Here is a 17629-nt window from a genome sequence, read left to right as displayed (position 1 = left end):
CATGGATATTAAACGCACGATCCTGATCGCCGCCCTGGCAATCGTGTCCTACGTCATGGTCCTGAAGTGGAACGATGACTACGGCCAGGCTGCCTTGCCGACTCAGAATACTGCTGCCAGCACTGTTGCTCCGGGCCTGCCCGATGGCGTACCGGCCGCTAACAACGGCGCCAGCGCCGATGTACCGAGCGCCAACGCCGAGTCGAGCCCTGCCGAACTGGCACCTGTTGCACTCAGCAAGGATCTCATCCGGGTCAAGACCGATGTCCTGGAACTGGCTATCGATCCAGTCGGCGGTGACATCGTCCAGCTGAACCTGCCGAAGTACCCGCGTCGTCAGGATCATCCGGACATTCCGTTCCAGCTGTTCGACAACGGTGGCGAGCGCGTATATCTGGCCCAGAGCGGCCTGACCGGTGCCAACGGCCCGGATGCGCGCTCCACCGGCCGTCCGCTGTACGCCGCAGAGCAGAAGTCCTTCCAGCTGGCTGATGGCCAGGAACAACTGGTGGTCGACCTGAAGTTCAGCGACAACGGTGTGAACTACATCAAGCGCTTCAGCTTCAAGCGCGGTGAGTACGACCTGTCCGTCAGCTACCTGATCGACAACCAGAGCGGCCAGGCCTGGAGCGGCAACATGTTTGCCCAGCTCAAGCGTGACGCCAGTGGTGATCCGTCCTCGAGCACCGCCACCGGTACCGCCACCTACCTGGGTGCTGCCCTGTGGACAGCTGGCGAGCCGTACAAGAAAGTGTCGATGAAGGACATCGACAAAGGTAGTTTGAAAGAAAATGTGTCTGGCGGCTGGGTTGCCTGGCTGCAGCACTACTTCGTAACTGCCTGGATCCCTGCCAAGTCGGACAACAATGTCGTCCAGACCCGCAAGGACAGCCAAGGCAACTACATCATCGGCTACACCGGCCCGGCCATCAGCGTACCGGCTGGCGGCAAGGCCGAAACCAGCGCGATGCTGTACGCCGGCCCGAAGATCCAGTCCAAGCTCAAGGAATTGTCCCCAGGCCTGGAACTGACCGTCGATTACGGCTTCCTGTGGTTCATCGCCCAGCCGATCTTCTGGTTGCTGCAACATATCCACAGCCTGCTGGGTAACTGGGGCTGGTCGATCATTGTCCTGACCATGCTCATCAAGGGCCTGTTCTTCCCGCTGTCGGCCGCCAGCTACCGCTCGATGGCGCGCATGCGTGCCGTGGCGCCGAAGCTCGCCGCACTGAAGGAACGCTTTGGTGACGATCGCCAGAAGATGTCCCAGGCGATGATGGAGCTGTACAAGAAAGAGAAGATCAACCCACTGGGTGGATGCTTGCCGATCCTGGTACAGATGCCGGTGTTCCTGGCCCTGTACTGGGTGCTGCTGGAAAGCGTCGAGATGCGCCAGGCCCCATGGATGCTGTGGATCACCGACCTGTCGATCAAGGATCCGTTCTTCATCCTGCCGATCATCATGGGCGCTACCATGTTCATCCAGCAGCGCCTGAACCCGACGCCGCCGGATCCGATGCAGGCCAAGGTGATGAAAATGATGCCGATCATCTTCACCTTCTTCTTCCTGTGGTTCCCGGCTGGCCTGGTGCTGTACTGGGTTGTGAACAACTGCCTGTCGATTTCGCAGCAGTGGTACATCACCCGCCGTATTGAAGCAGCGACCAAAAAAGCTGCTGCTTGACGGGCTACTGCGCTAGCCTGTGAATAAAAACGCCCCCTCGGGGGCGTTTTTGCTATCTGTCGTTTTTGTCGTAGAGGCTTTCGAGCATGAACACTGTGCGTGAAACCATCGCTGCCATCGCAACCGCACAAGGACGTGGAGGGGTGGGTATTGTCAGGCTGTCCGGCCCATTGGCGGCCAAGGCTGGCCAGCTCATAACCGGCCGCACACTGACACCGCGCCATGCCCATTACGGCCCATTCCGCGACCAGGAAGGGCTGGTGCTGGATGAAGGTATTGCACTGTTCTTCCCCGGACCCAACTCGTTCACCGGTGAGGACGTGCTCGAATTGCAGGGGCATGGTGGCCCGGTCGTACTGGACATGCTGTTGCAACGCTGCGTGCAGGTGGGTTGCCGCTTGGCCCGCCCGGGTGAGTTCAGTGAGCGGGCGTTCCTCAACGACAAGCTCGACCTGGCCCAGGCCGAAGCGATTGCCGACCTGATCGAAGCCAGCTCCAGCCAGGCAGCACGCAACGCCCTGCGCTCGTTGCAAGGGGAGTTCTCCAAGCGTGTGCACAGCCTGACTGAAGCACTGATCGCGCTGCGGATCTATGTCGAGGCAGCGATCGACTTCCCCGAGGAGGAAATCGACTTTCTTGCCGATGGCCACGTCCTGTCGATGCTCGACTCAGTGCGTGCCGAGTTGTCCACAGTGCAGCGTGAGGCCGGGCAGGGTGCGCTGCTTCGTGACGGCATGACGGTGGTGATCGCCGGCAGGCCGAATGCAGGCAAATCGAGCCTGCTGAATCAACTGGCCGGTCGTGAGGCGGCAATCGTCACCGACATCGCAGGTACTACGCGGGATATCCTGCGTGAACATATCCACATCGATGGCATGCCGCTGCACGTCGTCGATACGGCCGGTTTGCGCGACACCGACGACCATGTGGAAAAGATAGGCGTCGAGCGCGCACTCAAGGCCATAGGCGAAGCCGACAGAGTGTTGTTGGTGGTCGACTCCACCGCCCCTGAGGCCAGTGATCCGTTCGCCCTGTGGCCGGAGTTTCTTGATCAAAGGCCTGATCCGGGCAAGGTCACACTGATTCGCAACAAAGCCGACCTCAGCGGCGAACCCGTAGGGCTGGAACAGTGCGATGACGGTCATGTAACCATCACCTTGAGCGCCAAAGGTGACGATCAGGGCTTGCTGCTGTTACGCGATCACCTCAAAGCCTGCATGGGTTATGAACAGACTGCAGAGAGTGGCTTCAGCGCACGCCGGAGGCACCTCGATGCCCTGCGCCAGGCCAGTGCTCATCTGGAGCACGGTCGTGCGCAATTGACCTTGGCGGGGGCCGGAGAGCTGTTGGCTGAGGACCTGCGCCAGGCCCAGCACGCGCTGGGGGAAATCACGGGCGCGTTCAGTTCGGATGACCTGCTGGGGCGGATTTTCTCTAGTTTCTGCATCGGTAAGTAGCTTTTAGCTAAACCATTCACGACGCCGCTCTTCCTGGAGCGGCTTTTTTTTGCCTGAGATTTGGGGCTCGGGCGTCTCGGACAGGGTTTTGTAGCTGCAGATTTTTAATCACCGGCCTGAAAAAGCGCTCATGAGCCCTGTGGAAAAGTCGGCTTCAGCTCCGTTGATAAGCATGCTTTTTTTCTGAGGAAAACCTGCCCTGTGGGTAAGTAGGCATTTCATCCACAGGCTAAATCCGGTTATCCATAGCCCTCATGGCACTCCAACCACAGGTTTTAATTTTCTTCTACATGGCGAATCCAGAGGGGTGTAGAACGTTATCCACAGATTGGTGCGTGCATAAGAATAAACATAAAAACAAAGCTTTTTTAAATTTCTTCTCTCTAGTTTCTGTTATCAGCCACTCATCCACAGCCTGGTCAAAATTTGCGCAAAAGGTTTCTTTAGAGGGGGTGAAGTCCCTATACTTGTCCGCTTACCTTCTCTATTCGCAAAAACAGGCACGAGGTGCGTGGTGGATTTCCCTTCCCGTTTTGAAGTGATCGTCATCGGCGGCGGCCATGCCGGTACCGAGGCTGCGCTTGCGTCTGCACGCATGGGTGTGAAAACCCTGCTGCTGACCCATAACGTGGAAACCCTCGGTCACATGAGCTGCAACCCGGCCATCGGTGGCATCGGTAAAAGCCATCTGGTCAAAGAGATCGATGCGCTCGGCGGTGCCATGGCACTGGCCACTGACAAGAGCGGCATCCAGTTTCGCGTGTTGAACAACCGCAAGGGCCCGGCTGTTCGCGCCACCCGTGCACAGGCCGACCGCGCCATCTACAAGGCCGTGGTTCGCGAAATCCTGGAAAACCAGCCAAATCTGTGGATATTCCAGCAGTCCTGTGACGACCTGATCGTCGAGCAAGACCAGGTCAAAGGCGTGGTTACGCAAATGGGGCTGCGGTTCTTCGCCGATTCGGTGGTGCTCACGACCGGCACTTTCCTGGGTGGCCTTATCCACATCGGCCTGCAGAACCATTCCGGCGGCCGCGCTGGCGATCCACCGTCGATTGCCCTGGCCCACCGCATGCGTGAATTACCGCTGCGCGTCGGTCGTCTGAAAACCGGTACACCTCCGCGTATCGACGGTCGTTCGGTGGACTTTTCGGTGATGACCGAGCAGCCGGGCGACACACCAATCCCGGTCATGTCGTTCATGGGCAACGCCGCGATGCACCCGCGTCAGGTCAGCTGCTGGATTACCCACACCAATGCGCGTACCCACGAAATCATCGCTTCGAACCTCGACCGTTCGCCGATGTACTCGGGCGTCATCGAAGGTGTCGGCCCGCGTTACTGCCCGTCGATCGAGGACAAGATCCATCGCTTTGCCGACAAGGAAAGCCATCAGGTGTTCATCGAGCCGGAAGGCCTGACCACCCATGAGCTGTACCCCAACGGCATTTCCACTTCGCTGCCGTTTGACGTGCAGCTGGAGCTGGTGCGCTCGATTCGCGGTATGGAAAATGCGCACATCGTGCGCCCGGGCTATGCCATCGAATACGACTACTTCGATCCGCGTGACCTCAAGTACAGCCTCGAGACCAAGGTTATCGGTGGCCTGTTCTTCGCTGGCCAGATCAACGGCACTACCGGGTACGAAGAAGCCGGCGCCCAAGGCCTGCTGGCCGGTACCAACGCCGCACTGCGCGCGCAGGGCCGCGAAAGCTGGTGCCCGCGCCGTGACGAGGCGTACATCGGAGTGCTGGTCGACGACCTGATTACCCTGGGTACCCAGGAGCCGTACCGCATGTTCACTTCGCGGGCCGAATACCGGTTGATCCTGCGCGAAGACAACGCCGACCTGCGCCTGACCGAGAAAGGTCGTGAGCTTGGTCTGATCGACGACCAGCGCTGGGCCGCGTTCTGCGCCAAGCGTGACGGCATCGAGCGTGAGGAACAGCGCTTGAAATCGACCTGGGTACGCCCGAATACACCGCAGGGCCAGGCCGTTGTGGATAAGTTCGGTACCCCGCTGAGTCACGAATACAGCCTGCTCAACCTGCTGGCGCGACCGGAAGTGGACTACGCCGGGCTGATCGAAGCGACCGGCGGCGAACAGATCGATCCACAGGTTGCCGAACAGGTCGAAATCAAGACCAAGTACGCTGGCTACATCGATCGCCAGCAGGACGAGATCGCTCGCCTGCGTGCCAGTGAAGACACCTGCCTGCCTGTGGATATCGACTACACCTCGATTTCCGGCCTGTCCAAGGAAATCCAGGGCAAGCTCGGCCAGACTCGCCCGCAGACGCTGGGCCAGGCTTCGCGGATCCCTGGCGTGACACCAGCGGCAATTTCCCTGTTGTTGATACATCTGAAAAAACGCGGCGCTGGCCGCGAATTGGAGCAAAGCGCTTGAGTTCCCTGGTCACCCCGCAACACGCTGAAGAGTTGTCCACAGGTGCACGCCAGCTCGGTGTCGAGCTGAGCGCCGAGCAGCATGAACGGCTGCTTGGCTACCTGGCCCTGTTGATCAAATGGAACAAAGCCTACAACCTGACCGCCGTGCGCGACCCGAACGAGATGGTTTCGCGCCATCTGCTGGACAGCCTCAGCGTAATGGGTTTTATCCACAGCGATCGCGATAGCTGGCTTGATGTCGGCAGCGGCGGTGGCATGCCCGGGATTCCATTGGCTATCCTGCATCCGCACAAACGCGTAACCGTGCTGGACGCCAACGGCAAGAAAACCCGCTTCCTCACCCAGGTGAAGATGGAGCTGAAACTGGACAACCTCACGGTTATCCACAGCCGGGTCGAGGCCTTCCAGCCAGCACAGCCGTTCAGCGGCATCATCTCTCGCGCCTTCAGCAGCATGGAGAACTTCACCAACTGGACCCGCCACTTGGGCGACACCGGGACGCAATGGCTTGCAATGAAGGGGCTGCATCCTGCCGATGAACTGGTAGCATTGCCCGCAGACTTCACAGTGGAAAGCGAGCAGGCCCTGACCGTTCCAGGTTGCCAGGGCCAGCGCCATCTGCTGATACTGCGCCGCAAGGCATGACTGGGAACACACGCAACAATGGCTAAGGTATTCGCAATCGCGAACCAGAAAGGTGGAGTGGGTAAAACCACCACCTGTATCAATCTCGCCGCATCGCTGGCTGCGACCAAGCGTCGTGTGCTGCTGATCGACCTCGATCCGCAGGGCAACGCCACCATGGGCAGCGGTGTGGACAAACACGAACTCGAACACTCGGTCTACGACCTGCTGATCGGGGAATGCGACCTTGCCCAGGCCATGCACTACTCCGAGCATGGTGGCTTCCAGTTGCTGCCGGCCAACCGCGACCTGACTGCCGCGGAAGTGGTGCTGCTGGAAATGCAGGTCAAGGAGAGCCGCCTGCGCAACGCCCTGGCGCCGATCCGCGAGAATTACGACTTCATCCTCATCGATTGCCCACCGTCGCTGTCGATGCTGACGCTCAATGCCCTGGTCGCCTCCGATGGCGTGATCATCCCGATGCAGTGCGAGTATTACGCACTGGAAGGTCTCAGCGACCTTGTGGATAACATCAAGCGCATTGCCGCCCGTCTGAACCCGGAGCTGAAGATCGAAGGGCTGCTGCGCACCATGTACGACCCGCGTCTTAGCCTGAACAACGATGTATCGGCGCAGCTCAAGGAGCACTTCGGCGAGCAGCTTTACGATACCGTCATTCCGCGCAACATCCGCTTGGCCGAGGCACCGAGCTTTGGCATGCCGGCGCTGGCCTACGACAAGCAATCGCGTGGCGCACTGGCCTATCTGGCCCTGGCCGGGGAACTGGTTCGCCGTCAACGCCGTCAATCACGCACTGCACAAACAACTTAAGGAATCCGCATGGCCGTTAAGAAACGGGGTCTCGGACGTGGGTTGGATGCACTGCTCAGTGGTCCTTCCGTCAGCGCGCTCGAAGAGCAGGCTGTCAAGATCGACCAGAAAGAACTGCAACACCTGCCGGTCGAGTTGATCCAGCGCGGTAAATACCAGCCGCGCCGTGACATGGATCCGCAGGCGCTGGAAGAACTGGCGCACTCGATTCGCACGCACGGTGTGATGCAGCCGATTGTGGTGCGCCCGATCGATGGCAACCGCTACGAGATCATTGCCGGTGAGCGCCGCTGGAGGGCCACGCAGCAGGCTGGCCTGGACACCGTCCCGGCGATGGTGCGGGAAGTGCCTGATGAAGCGGCCATCGCCATGGCCCTCATCGAGAACATCCAGCGAGAGGACCTCAACCCGTTGGAAGAGGCCCTGGCCCTGCAGCGCCTGCAACAGGAGTTCGAACTGACCCAGCAGCAGGTAGCCGATGCCGTAGGCAAGTCGCGGGTTACCGTGGCCAATCTGCTGCGCCTGATCTCGCTGCCTGAAGCGATCAAGACCATGCTTGCCCATGGTGATCTGGAGATGGGCCACGCACGTGCTTTGCTCGGTCTTGAAGAAGATCGCCAGGAAGAAGGGGCGCGTCATGTTGTCGCACGTGGGCTTACCGTGCGCCAAACCGAGGCACTGGTGCGCCAGTGGCTCAGTGGCAAACCTGACCCGGTAGAACCGAGCAAACCTGACCCGGATATCGAGCGCCTTGAACAGCGGCTCGCAGAGCGCCTGGGCTCCGCGGTGCAGATTCGTCACGGAAACAAGGGAAAAGGCCAGCTGGTTATTCGCTATAACTCGCTCGACGAGTTGCAGGGCGTCCTTGCTCACATCCGCTGAAACAATTCCAGTTGTAGCGCGCAGTCGGAAATCACTACCCAAGAGTTGAATAGGGGTTAATCCACCCCTATACTCTGCGCGCATTTTGTCGGCACAATTTATGCCAAGTCGTTACTGACTTGTTGGTCGACTTCTGAGGAGCAGTTGTGATGGAAATCCGCACGCCAAACCGCCTGCCTTTCCATCGCTGGGCGGTTTTTCCGGTACTGCTGGCTCAATTTGTCGTGCTGCTGCTGGCAACATTGGTGTTGTGGCAGTGGAAAGGGGCAGTCAGTGGATATTCAGGTCTCTGCGGAGGTTTGATTGCCTGGCTGCCGAATATGTATTTCGCCTGGAAGGCTTTTCGCTTTAGCGGAGCCCGGGCGGCGCAGGCCATCGTCAAGTCGTTTTACGCAGGCGAGGCCGGCAAGATGATTTTGACGGCAGTGCTGTTCGCACTGACCTTCGCAGGAGTGAAGCCACTGGCGCCGTTAGCAGTCTTCGGCGTCTTCGTGTTGACCCTTTTGGTCAGCTGGTTTGCGCCCCTGCTGATGAATAAAAGACTTTCGAGACCTTAGGGCGTTTGAGGCAACCATGGCAGCAGAAACCGCTTCGGGCTATATCCAGCACCACTTGCAGAACCTGACCTACGGTCAACTACCAGACGGCAGCTGGGGCTTCGCCCATTCGGCTGCAGAAGCCAAGGCAATGGGCTTCTGGGCGTTCCACCTGGACACCCTGGGTTGGTCCGTCGCGCTGGGTCTGATCTTCCTGTTCATCTTCCGCATGGCGGCGAAGAAGGCGACCTCCGGCCAGCCTGGCGGTCTGCAGAACTTCGTCGAAGTGATGGTCGATTTCGTCAACGGCAGCGTGAAGGACTCCTTCCACGGCCGTAGCCCGGTGATTGCGCCGTTGGCACTGACCATCTTCGTCTGGGTATTCCTGATGAACGCCGTCGACCTGGTACCGGTCGACTGGATTCCTCAGCTGGCCATCCTGATTTCCGGTGATCCGCACATTCCGTTCCGCGCCGTGTCGACCACCGACCCGAACGCGACGCTGGCAATGGCCTTCTGCGTGTTCGCCCTGATCATCTTCTACAGCATCAAGGTCAAGGGCCTGGGCGGCTTCATCGGTGAGCTGACCCTGCACCCGTTCGGCAGCAAGAACATCTTCGTGCAGATCCTGCTGATTCCGGTCAACTTCCTGCTCGAGTTCGTCACCCTGATCGCCAAGCCGATCTCGCTGGCGCTGCGACTGTTCGGCAACATGTACGCCGGCGAGCTGGTGTTCATCCTGATCGCCGTGATGTTCGGCTCCGGCCTTCTGTGGCTGAGCGGCCTGGGTGTGGTGCTGCAGTGGGCGTGGGCTGTGTTCCACATCCTGATCATCACCCTGCAAGCTTTCATCTTCATGATGCTTACCATCGTCTACCTGTCGATGGCTCACGAAGATAACCATTAAGACCGCCTGGCGTGTCTGATAGCCTTCCCCGCTCGTTTGGGGGGAGGGCTTTAAAAGTCCGCAAGGGCAGCTGTTCCAAACGATTTGTTTTACCGCTTCAAACTAAAAACCTAACCAATACGACGTAAAAGTCGGGAGGAAAGATGGAAACTGTAGTTGGTCTGACCGCTATCGCTGTTGCTCTGCTGATCGGCCTGGGTGCTCTGGGTACCGCCATTGGTTTCGGCCTGCTGGGCGGCAAATTCCTGGAAGGCGCTGCTCGTCAGCCTGAGATGGTTCCGATGCTGCAGGTCAAAATGTTCATCGTTGCCGGTCTGCTCGACGCCGTAACCATGATCGGTGTTGGTATCGCTCTGTTCTTCACCTTCGCGAATCCGTTCGTTGGTCAGATCGCCGGCTAATCACTCGTATCCACGAGTTGATGGCTGTATGAATTAAGACCGAGCGAGGTGTTGGCGTGAACATTAATGCAACCCTGATTGGCCAATCCGTTGCTTTTCTGATTTTTGTACTCTTCTGCATGAAGTATGTATGGCCTCCGGTCATCACTGCTCTGCAAGAGCGCCAAAAGAAGATTGCTGACGGCTTGGACGCTGCCAACCGCGCAGCTCGCGACCTGGAGCTGGCCCAAGAGAAAGCGGGTCAGCAACTGCGTGAAGCTAAAGCACAGGCAGCCGAAATCATTGAGCAAAGCAAGAAACGCGCTGCTCAGCTTGTCGAGGAAGCCCGTGAACAGGCCCGCGTCGAAGCTGACCGTGTGAAGGCTCAGGCTCTGGCCGAGATCGAACAGGAACTGAACAGTGCTAAAGACGCCCTGCGTGCCCAAGTGGGTGCCCTGGCCGTTGGCGGTGCTGAAAAGATCCTTGGCGCCACAATCGATCAAAACGCGCATGCGGAGCTGGTTAACAAACTGGCCGCTGAAATTTAAGCGAGGGCGATCATGGCAGAACTGACCACGTTGGCCCGACCTTACGCTAAGGCTGCCTTTGAGCATGCCCAGGCCCATCAGCAACTGGCCAATTGGTCAGCCATGCTCGGCCTGGCTGCTGCGGTGTCGCAAGACGACACCATGCAGCGCCTGCTCAAGGCCCCGCGACTGACGAGCGCAGAAAAGGCCGCCACGTTCATTGACGTGTGCGGTGACAAGTTCAATGCACAGGCACAGAATTTCATTCATGTTGCCGCGGAAAACGACCGTCTCCTGCTTCTGCCGGAGATTGCCGCTCTGTTCGACCTGTACAAGGCCGAGCAAGAGAAATCCGTGGACGTGGAAGTCACCAGTGCCTTCGCGTTGAACCAAGAACAGCAAGACAAACTCGCCAAGGTTCTCAGTGCACGGTTAGGCCAGGAAGTGCGCCTGCACGCGTCGGAGGATGCCAGCCTGATTGGCGGCGTCGTCATCCGCGCTGGTGACCTGGTAATCGATGGCTCTGTTCGCGGCAAAATCGCGAAACTGGCCGAAGCATTGAAATCTTGAGTTTGAAGGGGCAGCAGAGCAATGCAGCAACTCAATCCTTCCGAAATTAGTGAAATCATCAAGGGCCGCATCGACAACCTCGATGTGAGCTCCCAAGCCCGTAACGAAGGTACCGTCGTTTCGGTTTCCGACGGTATCGTGCGGATCCACGGTCTGGCCGACGTCATGTACGGCGAAATGATCGAGTTCCCTGGCGGCGTCTACGGCATGGCCCTGAACCTGGAGCAAGACTCCGTAGGTGCAGTGATCCTGGGTGCCTATGACACCCTCGCCGAAGGCATGAGCGCCAAGTGCACCGGCCGCATCCTGGAAGTTCCGGTTGGTAAGGAACTGCTGGGCCGCGTAGTCGACGCACTGGGCAACCCGATCGATGGCAAAGGTCCTCTGGGCAACACCGAGACCGACGCGGTCGAGAAAGTTGCTCCAGGCGTGATCTGGCGTAAGTCGGTAGACCAGCCTGTACAGACTGGCTACAAGTCCGTCGACGCCATGATCCCGGTCGGCCGTGGCCAGCGTGAGCTGATCATCGGTGACCGTCAGATCGGCAAGACCGCCATGGCCATCGACGCCATCATCAACCAGAAAGACTCCGGTATTTTCTGCGTTTATGTTGCTGTCGGCCAGAAGCGTTCCACCGTTGCCAACATCGTTCGCAAGCTGGAAGAAAACGGCGCCCTGGCCAACACCATCGTGGTGGTTGCCAGTGCTTCGGAATCCGCCGCACTGCAATTCCTGGCGCCATACGCCGGTTGCACCATGGGCGAGTTCTTCCGTGACCGCGGCGAAGACGCACTGATCGTTTACGATGACCTGTCCAAGCAGGCCGTTGCCTACCGTCAGATCTCCCTGCTGCTGCGCCGTCCACCAGGACGTGAAGCGTACCCAGGCGACGTGTTCTATCTCCACTCCCGTCTGCTGGAGCGTGCATCGCGCGTTTCGGAAGAGTACGTCGAGAAGTTCACCAACGGTGCTGTAACTGGCAAAACCGGTTCCCTGACTGCGCTGCCGATCATCGAAACTCAGGCTGGCGACGTTTCCGCGTTCGTTCCGACCAACGTGATTTCCATCACCGACGGTCAGATCTTCCTGGAATCGGCCATGTTCAACTCGGGCATCCGTCCTGCAGTGAACGCCGGTGTTTCGGTATCCCGCGTAGGTGGTGCTGCTCAGACCAAGATCATCAAGAAGCTGTCCGGTGGTATTCGTACCGCTCTGGCTCAGTACCGTGAACTGGCTGCATTCGCCCAGTTCGCCTCCGATCTGGACGAAGCGACCCGCAAGCAGCTGGAGCATGGTCAGCGCGTTACCGAGCTGATGAAGCAGAAGCAGTACGCGCCAATGTCCATCGCGGACATGGCCCTGTCGCTGTACGCCGCTGAGCGTGGTTTCCTGACTGACGTAGAAGTCTCCAAGATCGGCAGCTTCGAGCAAGCACTGATCGCCTTCTTCAACCGTGATCACGCTGAACTGATGGCGAAGATCAATGTGAAGGGTGACTTCAACGACGAAATCGACGCAGGCCTGAAAGCCGGTATCGAGAAGTTCAAGGCCACCCAGACCTGGTAAGCCGCAGCGGGGGCTCAGGCCCCCGCTTGCTAACCTGATAGGTGATACATGGCAGGCGCAAAAGAGATTCGCAGTAAGATTGCGAGCATCAAAAGCACGCAAAAAATTACCAGCGCCATGGAGAAAGTGGCGGTCAGCAAGATGCGCAAGGCACAAATGCGCATGGCTGCTAGCCGTCCTTACGCGGAGCGTATCCGCCAGGTGATCGGTCATCTGGCCAACGCCAACCCGGAATACCGCCACCCCTTCATGATCGAGCGCCCTGTAAAGCGTGCCGGTTATATTGTGGTGAGCAGTGACCGTGGTCTGTGCGGTGGCTTGAATACCAACCTGTTCAAGGCCCTGGTCAAGGACATGAACGCGAACCGCGAACAGGGCGTGGAAATCGACCTGTGCGTGATCGGCAGCAAGGGTGCGACTTTCTTCCGCATCTTTGGCGGCAACGTCGTAGCCGCGATCAGCCACTTGGGCGAAGAGCCATCGATCAACGATCTGATCGGCTCCGTCAAAGTGATGCTGGACGCCTACCTGGACGGCCGTATCGATCGCCTCTGCGTGGTTTCGAACAAGTTCATCAATACCATGACCCAGAAGCCGACGGTCGAGCAATTGGTACCGTTGGTGGCAACCCCGGATCAGGAACTCAAGCACCACTGGGATTACCTGTACGAACCCGACGCAAAAGAGCTGCTGGACGGCTTGATGGTGCGTTACGTGGAGTCGCAGGTATACCAGGCGGTGGTCGAGAACAACGCTGCTGAACAAGCGGCCCGGATGATCGCGATGAAGAACGCCACAGACAACGCCGGTGATTTGATCAAAGAGCTCCAGCTGATCTACAACAAGGCGCGTCAGGCTGCGATCACCCAGGAGATCTCGGAAATCGTCGGCGGCGCTGCCGCGGTTTAACGGTTCACATATTCAGAGGATCCAGCTATGAGTAGCGGACGTATCGTTCAAATCATCGGCGCCGTCATCGACGTGGAATTCCCACGTGACGTCGTGCCGAGTGTATACAACGCGCTGAAAGTACAAGGCGCGGAAACCACCCTGGAAGTTCAGCAGCAGCTGGGCGACGGCGTGGTTCGTACCATTGCGATGGGCTCGACCGAAGGCCTGAAGCGCGGTCTGGATGTCGTCGACACCGGTGCTGCCATTTCCGTTCCTGTTGGTAAGGCCACCCTGGGCCGTATCATGGACGTACTGGGCAACCCGATCGACGAAGCCGGCCCGATCGGCGAAGAAGAGCGTCGCGGTATCCACCAGCCAGCGCCTTCGTTCGCTGACCAGGCAGGCGGCAACGACCTGCTGGAAACCGGCATCAAGGTTATCGACCTGGTTTGCCCGTTCGCCAAGGGTGGTAAGGTTGGTCTGTTCGGTGGTGCCGGTGTCGGCAAGACCGTAAACATGATGGAACTGATCCGTAACATCGCCATGGAACACAGCGGTTACTCCGTGTTCGCTGGTGTGGGTGAGCGTACTCGTGAGGGTAACGACTTCTACCACGAGATGAAGGACTCCAACGTTCTCGACAAAGTAGCCTTGGTCTACGGTCAGATGAACGAGCCACCAGGAAACCGTCTGCGCGTAGCGCTGACCGGCCTGACCATGGCTGAGAAGTTCCGTGACGAAGGTAACGACGTTCTGCTGTTCGTCGACAACATCTATCGTTACACCCTGGCCGGTACCGAAGTATCCGCACTGCTGGGCCGTATGCCTTCGGCAGTAGGTTACCAGCCGACCCTGGCTGAAGAGATGGGCGTTCTGCAAGAGCGCATCACCTCCACCAAGGAAGGTTCGATCACCTCCGTCCAGGCCGTATACGTACCAGCGGACGACTTGACCGACCCGTCGCCAGCGACCACCTTCGCCCACCTGGACGCCACCGTCGTTCTGTCCCGTGACATCGCCTCCCTGGGTATCTACCCAGCGGTCGACCCACTGGACTCGACTTCGCGTCAGCTGGACCCGAACGTGATCGGCAATGAGCACTACGACACTGCTCGTGGCGTTCAGTATGTACTGCAGCGCTACAAAGAGCTGAAGGACATTATTGCGATCCTGGGTATGGACGAACTGTCCGAGACCGACAAGCAACTGGTAGCCCGCGCTCGTAAGATCCAGCGCTTCCTGTCGCAGCCGTTCTTCGTGGCCGAAGTTTTCACCGGTTCGCCAGGTAAGTACGTTTCCCTGAAAGACACCATCGCTGGCTTCAGCGGCATCCTCAAAGGTGACTACGACCACCTGCCAGAACAAGCGTTCTACATGGTCGGCAGCATCGACGAAGCGATCGAGAAAGCCAAGAAACTGTAATTCCTGCGCCCCGCAAGGGGCGCTATCAGGTTGAGGCAAGCAGATGGCTATGACAGTCCATTGCGATATCGTCAGCGCGGAAGGAGAGATTTTCTCCGGTCTGGTCGAGATGGTGGTTGCGCACGGTAACCTGGGTGATCTTGGTATCGCTCCAGGCCACGCGCCTCTGATCACCAATCTGAAGCCAGGTCCGATCACGCTGACCAAGCAGGGTGGCGCCCAAGAGGTGTATTACATCTCTGGTGGTTTCCTCGAGGTTCAGCCGAACATGGTCAAGGTGCTTGCCGATACCGTGCAACGTGCTACAGACCTGGATGAAGCTCAGGCTCAGGAAGCCCTCAAGGCTGCCGAGAACGCCCTGAGTCTGAAAGGCGCGGACTTCGATTACGGCGCCGCCGCCGCACGTCTGGCCGAGGCCGCAGCTCAGCTGCGTACCGTCCAGCAAATGCGCAAAGGCAAGTAATCGGCCCCGGCTGATCACTGCTGTTGCGATTGAGTAAAAGGGTAGCCTCGGCTACCCTTTTTCTTTTTCCGAATTCCCCCTCGGTCATTTCTCTGACCGCCCAGGATTGGTAGCCAGTCAATGTCACTCGATATCGTTATTCTCGCCGCCGGCCAAGGTACCCGCATGCGCTCGGCGCTGCCCAAGGTGCTGCACCCGGTGGCCGGCAATTCCATGCTCGGCCATGTTATCCACAGCGCACGGCAGCTTCAGCCTCAAGGCATTCACGTAGTGATTGGCCATGGTGCGGAGCAGGTGCGTGAGCGCCTGGCAGCCGACGACCTGAATTTCGTTATGCAGGACAAGCAACTGGGTACCGGGCATGCCGTTGCCCAAGCGCTGCCGGCGATCACTGCCGACACGGTGCTGGTGCTGTATGGCGACGTACCGCTGATCGAAGTGGAAACGCTGCAACGCCTGCTGGCCAAGGCCACCGACCAGCAGTTGGGCTTGCTCACCGTTAACCTGCAAGACCCGACCGGCTACGGGCGCATTGTGCGTGATGCCCAAGGCAAGGTGACTGCGATCGTCGAGCACAAGGACGCCAGCGATGTGCAGAAAGCGATCAAGGAAGGCAATACCGGCATCCTGGCCCTGCCAGCCGCTCGCCTTGCCGACTGGATGGGGCGTTTGTCGAATAACAACGCCCAAGGTGAGTATTACCTGACCGACGTCATCGCCATGGCAGTGGCTGATGGCCTGGTGGTGGCTACCGAGCAACCGCACGACCCGATGGAAGTGCAGGGTGCCAACGACCGGCGCCAGCTATCCGAACTCGAGCGCCACTATCAACTGCGCGAAGGCCGACGATTGATGGCACAGGGTGTGACCCTGCGTGACCCGGCTCGGTTCGACGTGCGTGGTGAAGTGACCGTTGGTCGCGATGTGCTGATCGACATCAACGTCATCCTCGAAGGCAAGGTCGTGATCGAGGACGACGTCCAGATTGGCCCTAACTGCGTGATCAAGGACAGCACCTTGCGCAAAGGCGTGGTGGTCAAGGCCAACAGCCATATTGAAGGCGCCGTGATGGGCGAGGGTAGCGATGCCGGCCCGTTCGCGCGCCTGCGCCCGGGCAGCGTGCTGGATGCCAAGGCCCATGTGGGTAACTTTGTCGAACTGAAGAATGCCCACCTGGGTGAAGGCGCCAAAGCGGGTCACTTGAGCTACCTGGGTGATGCCGAGATCGGCGCACGCACCAATATTGGTGCTGGCACCATCACGTGCAATTACGATGGCGCCAACAAGTTCAAGACTGTGATGGGCGAGGATGTGTTCATCGGTTCGAACAACTCGTTGGTGGCGCCTGTGGATATCAAGGCAGGGGCCACGACTGCGGCGGGTTCGACGATTACCCAGACTGTCGAGGCTGGGCAACTTGCCGTGGGACGTGCGCGTCAACGCAACATCGAGGGCTGGAAGAGGCCGGAGAAGATCAAGAAGGGCTGATTATCCACAGCCCGTTCGATCGAAAGCCGACTTGTGTGAATAAGTCGGCTTTTTTATTGGCTGTAAAGGCATCGGAGGGGCAAGCCGCTGCACTGCGCTCTGCGGCATTTATTTATCCACAGGCCGGTGATTTTTCAGATCCACAGCCTTGACGAATACCCTCTGATAGGTTTTGATTGCAATCATTATCTTTCGAATCGAAACTTAAGCGCCCATGTCGAAACGAAATACCCCCCAACGCCGTCACAACATCCTGGCCATGCTCAGCGAGCAAGGTGAGGTCAGTGTGGACGCGTTGGCCAAGCGCTTTGAAACGTCGGAAGTCACCATACGCAAGGACCTCGCGGCCCTAGAGGCCAATGGCTTGCTGCTGCGTCGCTACGGCGGCGCGGTACCGGTTCCGCAGGAGATGCTTGGGGAAACCGCACAGCCAGTGTCTGCCTACAAGAAAGCCATCGCCCGCGCTGCTGTCGGCCGTATCCGTGAACACGCGCGGATCATCATCGACAGTGGCAGCACTACTGCCGCGATGATCCCGGAGCTCGGCCGCCAGCCAGGCCTGGTGGTGATGACCAACTCTTTGAACGTGGCCCGCGCCATTAGCGAGCTTGAGCATGAACCGGTACTGCTGATGACCGGCGGCACCTGGGACCCGCACTCCGAGTCGTTCCAGGGCCAGGTCGCCGAGCAGGTACTGCGCTCATACGATTTCGACCAGTTGTTCATCGGCGCAGATGGCATCGACCTCAACCGCGGCACCACGACTTTCAATGAGCTGCTGGGCCTGAGCCGAGTCATGGCCGAAGTGGCCCGCGAGGTGATCGTGATGGTCGAATCCGACAAGGTCGGGCGCAAGATCCCCAATCTTGAACTGCCTTGGGGCAGTGTCAGCACCCTCATTACAGACGAACGCCTGCCAGCAGCGGCACGCGAACAGATTCAAGCCCGCGGCGTCAACCTGATGTGCGCCGCGATCAGCCAGGAGAAATAAT

The 17629-nt window shown here is 58.9% G+C and carries 17 protein-coding genes; all 17 read left to right on the top strand.

Features of this window, described 5'->3' with window-relative positions:
* Position 1 precedes the first annotated feature (1 nt).
* A complete protein-coding gene (gene yidC / locus BLX42_RS24535; RefSeq protein ID WP_012316956.1) occupies positions 2-1684 on the top strand; it encodes a membrane protein insertase YidC in 1683 nt (560 codons plus the stop codon).
* Between the two features lie 86 nt (positions 1685-1770).
* The gene (gene mnmE, locus BLX42_RS24530) at positions 1771-3141 is read left to right on the top strand and encodes a tRNA uridine-5-carboxymethylaminomethyl(34) synthesis GTPase MnmE (protein ID WP_115273205.1); all 1371 of its coding nucleotides are present in this window, start codon (positions 1771-1773) and stop codon (positions 3139-3141) included.
* Positions 3142-3655: 514 nt separating this feature from the next.
* Positions 3656-5548 carry a tRNA uridine-5-carboxymethylaminomethyl(34) synthesis enzyme MnmG gene (mnmG, locus tag BLX42_RS24525; protein WP_012316954.1) on the top strand — a complete coding sequence of 631 codons (1893 nt, stop codon included), beginning with the start codon at positions 3656-3658 and terminating at the stop codon, positions 5546-5548.
* Positions 5545-6195: a 16S rRNA (guanine(527)-N(7))-methyltransferase RsmG gene (gene rsmG, locus BLX42_RS24520; protein WP_119688003.1), complete on the top strand. Its 651-nt coding sequence runs from the start codon at positions 5545-5547 to the stop codon at positions 6193-6195. The genes mnmG and rsmG overlap by 4 nt, the downstream gene beginning before the upstream one ends.
* An 18-nt stretch (positions 6196-6213) precedes the next feature.
* Positions 6214-7005, top strand: coding sequence for a ParA family protein (locus BLX42_RS24515; RefSeq protein WP_012316952.1), 792 nt, complete (start codon positions 6214-6216; stop codon positions 7003-7005).
* 9 nt (positions 7006-7014) lie between these two features.
* Positions 7015-7887, top strand: coding sequence for a ParB/RepB/Spo0J family partition protein (locus tag BLX42_RS24510; protein ID WP_046786784.1), 873 nt, complete (start codon positions 7015-7017; stop codon positions 7885-7887).
* 149 nt (positions 7888-8036) lie between these two features.
* On the top strand, positions 8037-8444 hold the full coding sequence (locus tag BLX42_RS24505) for a F0F1 ATP synthase subunit I (RefSeq protein WP_012316950.1): 408 nt from the start codon (positions 8037-8039) through the stop codon (positions 8442-8444).
* Positions 8445-8460: 16 nt separating this feature from the next.
* Positions 8461-9330 carry a F0F1 ATP synthase subunit A gene (gene atpB, locus BLX42_RS24500; RefSeq protein WP_003260030.1) on the top strand — a complete coding sequence of 290 codons (870 nt, stop codon included), beginning with the start codon at positions 8461-8463 and terminating at the stop codon, positions 9328-9330.
* 143 nt (positions 9331-9473) lie between these two features.
* The gene (gene atpE, locus BLX42_RS24495; RefSeq protein WP_003097235.1) at positions 9474-9731 is read left to right on the top strand and encodes a F0F1 ATP synthase subunit C; all 258 of its coding nucleotides are present in this window, start codon (positions 9474-9476) and stop codon (positions 9729-9731) included.
* A gap of 56 nt (positions 9732-9787) precedes the next feature.
* Positions 9788-10258 (top strand): F0F1 ATP synthase subunit B, encoded by a 471-nt coding sequence (locus BLX42_RS24490; RefSeq protein ID WP_003253189.1) that lies wholly within the window; start codon positions 9788-9790, stop codon positions 10256-10258.
* A 12-nt stretch (positions 10259-10270) separates the two neighbouring features.
* Positions 10271-10807 (top strand): F0F1 ATP synthase subunit delta, encoded by a 537-nt coding sequence (locus BLX42_RS24485; protein WP_003253191.1) that lies wholly within the window; start codon positions 10271-10273, stop codon positions 10805-10807.
* 21 nt (positions 10808-10828) lie between these two features.
* Positions 10829-12373, top strand: a complete 1545-nt coding sequence (gene atpA / locus BLX42_RS24480) for a F0F1 ATP synthase subunit alpha (RefSeq protein ID WP_021785310.1) — start codon at positions 10829-10831, stop codon at positions 12371-12373.
* Between the two features lie 48 nt (positions 12374-12421).
* Entirely contained in the window at positions 12422-13282 is an 861-nt protein-coding gene (gene atpG / locus BLX42_RS24475) for a F0F1 ATP synthase subunit gamma (RefSeq protein WP_046786783.1), read from the top strand.
* Positions 13283-13309: 27 nt separating this feature from the next.
* Positions 13310-14686 carry a F0F1 ATP synthase subunit beta gene (gene atpD / locus BLX42_RS24470; protein ID WP_016489910.1) on the top strand — a complete coding sequence of 459 codons (1377 nt, stop codon included), beginning with the start codon at positions 13310-13312 and terminating at the stop codon, positions 14684-14686.
* 43 nt (positions 14687-14729) lie between these two features.
* A complete protein-coding gene (locus tag BLX42_RS24465) occupies positions 14730-15149 on the top strand; it encodes a F0F1 ATP synthase subunit epsilon (RefSeq protein ID WP_012316945.1) in 420 nt (139 codons plus the stop codon).
* Between the two features lie 120 nt (positions 15150-15269).
* Positions 15270-16637 carry a bifunctional UDP-N-acetylglucosamine diphosphorylase/glucosamine-1-phosphate N-acetyltransferase GlmU gene (gene glmU / locus BLX42_RS24460; RefSeq protein WP_046786782.1) on the top strand — a complete coding sequence of 456 codons (1368 nt, stop codon included), beginning with the start codon at positions 15270-15272 and terminating at the stop codon, positions 16635-16637.
* 214 nt (positions 16638-16851) lie between these two features.
* A complete protein-coding gene (locus BLX42_RS24455) occupies positions 16852-17628 on the top strand; it encodes a DeoR/GlpR family DNA-binding transcription regulator (RefSeq protein ID WP_161872851.1) in 777 nt (258 codons plus the stop codon).
* The last annotated feature ends 1 nt before the right edge of the window (position 17629 follow it).

The organism is Pseudomonas sp. SG-MS2 (genome assembly GCF_009933855.1).
Taxonomy (GTDB): Bacteria; Pseudomonadota; Gammaproteobacteria; order Pseudomonadales; family Pseudomonadaceae; genus Aquipseudomonas; species Aquipseudomonas putida_E.
This window is presented reverse-complemented; position numbering and strand designations above follow the sequence as displayed.